The sequence below is a fragment of the Allosphingosinicella sp. genome (assembly GCF_036387215.1).
Taxonomy (GTDB): Bacteria; Pseudomonadota; Alphaproteobacteria; order Sphingomonadales; family Sphingomonadaceae; genus Allosphingosinicella.
Window position 1 is genome coordinate 1 of record NZ_DASVUE010000365.1, and the last position, 2,715, is coordinate 2,715.

General features: G+C 66.4%; 2 protein-coding genes. One reads left to right on the forward strand and one right to left on the reverse strand.

Going from position 1 to position 2,715, the window contains the following annotated elements:
* Positions 1 to 198, forward strand: a 198-nt coding sequence (locus tag VF662_RS14470) for a YfbK domain-containing protein (RefSeq protein ID WP_464142507.1), incomplete at its 5' end; no start/stop codon positions are given.
* On the opposite strand, the gene gyrB is transcribed toward VF662_RS14470, so the two are convergent.
* Complete coding sequence (gene gyrB / locus VF662_RS14475) at positions 195 to 2,708, reverse strand: DNA topoisomerase (ATP-hydrolyzing) subunit B (protein WP_464142509.1); 2,514 nt, start codon at positions 2,706 to 2,708, stop codon at positions 195 to 197. The two genes, VF662_RS14470 and gyrB, sit on opposite strands and share 4 nt — an antisense overlap.
* Between the last annotated feature and the right edge of the window lie 7 nt (positions 2,709 to 2,715).

Consider the following 2,715-nt stretch of genomic DNA (forward strand, 5'->3'; position numbering starts at 1 on the left):
GACACCGCCTTCGCCGCCGCGGTGGCCGCCTTCGGCCAGAAGCTGAGAGGGGACCCGTGGCTCGGCCGCTTCGGTTTCGCCGACGCGAGGCGCCTCGCGGCATCCACGGCTCCTTCGGATTTCTGGCGTCGGGAGTTCCTGAGCCTGGCCGGGCTTGCCGCCGACCAGCCGGCCAAGCGGCGGCCGGCTGAGGACTAGACGTCGAGGTTGGCGACGTTCAGGGCGTTTTCCTGGATGAAGTCGCGGCGGGGTTCGACGACGTCGCCCATCAGGCGGGTGAAGATCTCGTCGGCGACGTCGGCCTGGCTGACCTCGACCTGCAAGAGGCTGCGATTCTCGGGATCGAGCGTCGTCTCCCAGAGCTGGTCCGCATTCATTTCGCCGAGGCCCTTGTAGCGCTGGACCGACAGGCCCTTCCGGCCCGCGGCGAGGATCGCCTCGAGGAGCTCGGTCGGACGTCGGACGAGGACTCCGCGCGCGTCGGGCGCCTTGTCGGCGGAGGGGATGCCCTCCACCTTTTCGTGCGGCGTGTCGCTGTCGGGGTTGGGATCCTCTTCGGGCGCGCCCGCGGCCTTTTGCGAGACGAGGCGGGACTGGGCGGAATAGGTCTGCGCCTGCTCCATCGCCAGGGCGTGGAGCTTCCGCGCCTCGGCCGAGACCAGGAACTTGTGGTCGATCACGTGCCAGTCGGTCACTCCGCGCCACAGCCGCTTCAGGACGTAATTGCCGTCCTCGCCCGCTTCGCCGGTCCAGGTCGCGTCGGCATCGCCAGCCTGCAGCCAGGCGGCCGTGCGCGCAACGGCCGCGGCCCGGGCGGCAGGCTTCATGTCGGGGTCGAGGCCGCCGGTGAGCGCAAGCGCCTCGATCAGCGCGGGATCGTAGCGGCGGGGCACGTAGCGCATCAAAGTGCGGACGCGCCGGGCGTGATCGGCCAGAGCCCGCAGATCCTCGCCGAAGCGGGAGCCTTCGGAAGTATCCAGCCGCATCGCGCCGATGCCGGCATCTACCAGATACTGGTCGAGCGCCGGATCGTCCTTCAGATACACTTCCGAGCGGCCCTTGGCGACTTTGTAGAGCGGCGGCTGGGCGATGTAGAGGTGCCCGCGCTCGATGATCTCCGGCATCTGCCGATAGAAGAAGGTGAGCAGGAGCGTGCGGATGTGGGCGCCGTCCACGTCGGCGTCCGTCATGATCACGATCTTGTGGTAGCGCAGCTTCTCGATGTTGAAATCGTCGCGGCCGATGCCGGTGCCCATCGCCTGGATGAGCGTCCCGACTTCCTTCGAGGCAAGCATCCGGTCGAAGCGCGCGCGCTCGACGTTCAGGATCTTGCCCTTCAGCGGAAGGATCGCCTGAACCTCGCGGTTGCGGCCCTGCTTGGCGGAGCCGCCGGCGCTGTCGCCCTCGACCAGGAACAATTCGCACTTGGCGGGATCGCGTTCCTGGCAGTCGGCGAGTTTGCCGGGCAGCGAGGCGATGTCCATCACGCCCTTGCGCCGGGTGAGCTCCCGCGCCTTCTTGGCAGCCTCGCGGGCGGCGGCGGCGTCGATCACCTTCTGGATAACGGTGCGGGCGTGCTGCGGATTTTCCTCAAGCCATTCGGCAAGCTTGTCCGCAATCAGGCTTTCGAGCGGCTGGCGGACTTCAGAGGAGACCAGCTTGTCCTTGGTCTGCGAGCTGAACTTCGGGTCAGGCAGCTTCACCGACACGATCGCGGTGAGCCCTTCGCGCATGTCGTCGCCGGTGAGGCTCACCTTCTCCTTTTTCAGCGCGCCCGATTTCTCCGCATAATTGTTGAGCGTGCGGGTGAGCGCCGCTCGGAAGGCGGCGAGATGGGTGCCGCCGTCGCGCTGCGGGATGTTGTTGGTGAAGCAGAGGACCTGCTCGTAATAGCTGTCGTTCCACTCGAGCGCGACGTCGATGCCGATGTCCTCGCGCTGGCCGGTGACTGAGATCGGATCGGGGATGAGCGCGGTCTTGGTGCGGTCGAGGTAGCGAACGAACGCGGCGATGCCGCCCTCGTAGAACAGCTCGACGCTCTTCTCCTCCTCGTGCCGGGCGTCGGTGAGCACCAGCCGCACGCCCGAGTTCAGGAAGGCGAGCTCGCGGAAGCGGTGCTCGAGCTTGTCGAAATCGAATTCGGTGATCTTGAAGGTCTCGGGAGAGGGGAGGAAGGTGACCTTCGTGCCCTTCTTCTCGCGCGCCGGGCCGACGATCTTCAGCGGCGCTTCGGCATCGCCAAGCCGAAACCGCATCCAATGCTCTTCGCCGTCGCGCCAGATGGTGAGCTCAAGCCATTCGGAGAGCGCGTTCACGACCGAAACGCCGACGCCGTGGAGGCCGCCCGACACCTTGTAGGCATTGTCGTCCGAGGTGTTCTCGAACTTACCGCCGGCGTGGAGCTGGGTCATGATGACCTCGGCCGCCGAAACGCCTTCCTCGGCGTGGATGCCGGTCGGGATGCCGCGGCCGTTATCCTCGACCGAAACCGAGCCGTCGGGATTGAGCGTGATCAGGATCCGGTCGCAATGGCCGGCAAGGGCCTCGTCGATCGCGTTGTCGGAAACCTCGAACACCATGTGGTGGAGGCCCGATCCGTCGTCGGTGTCGCCGATATACATTCCGGGCCGCTTGCGGACCGCGTCGAGGCCTTTCAGCACCTTGATCGAATCGGCGCCGTAGCTGTTTTCAGTGGGGGAAGATGCCATGCCGATC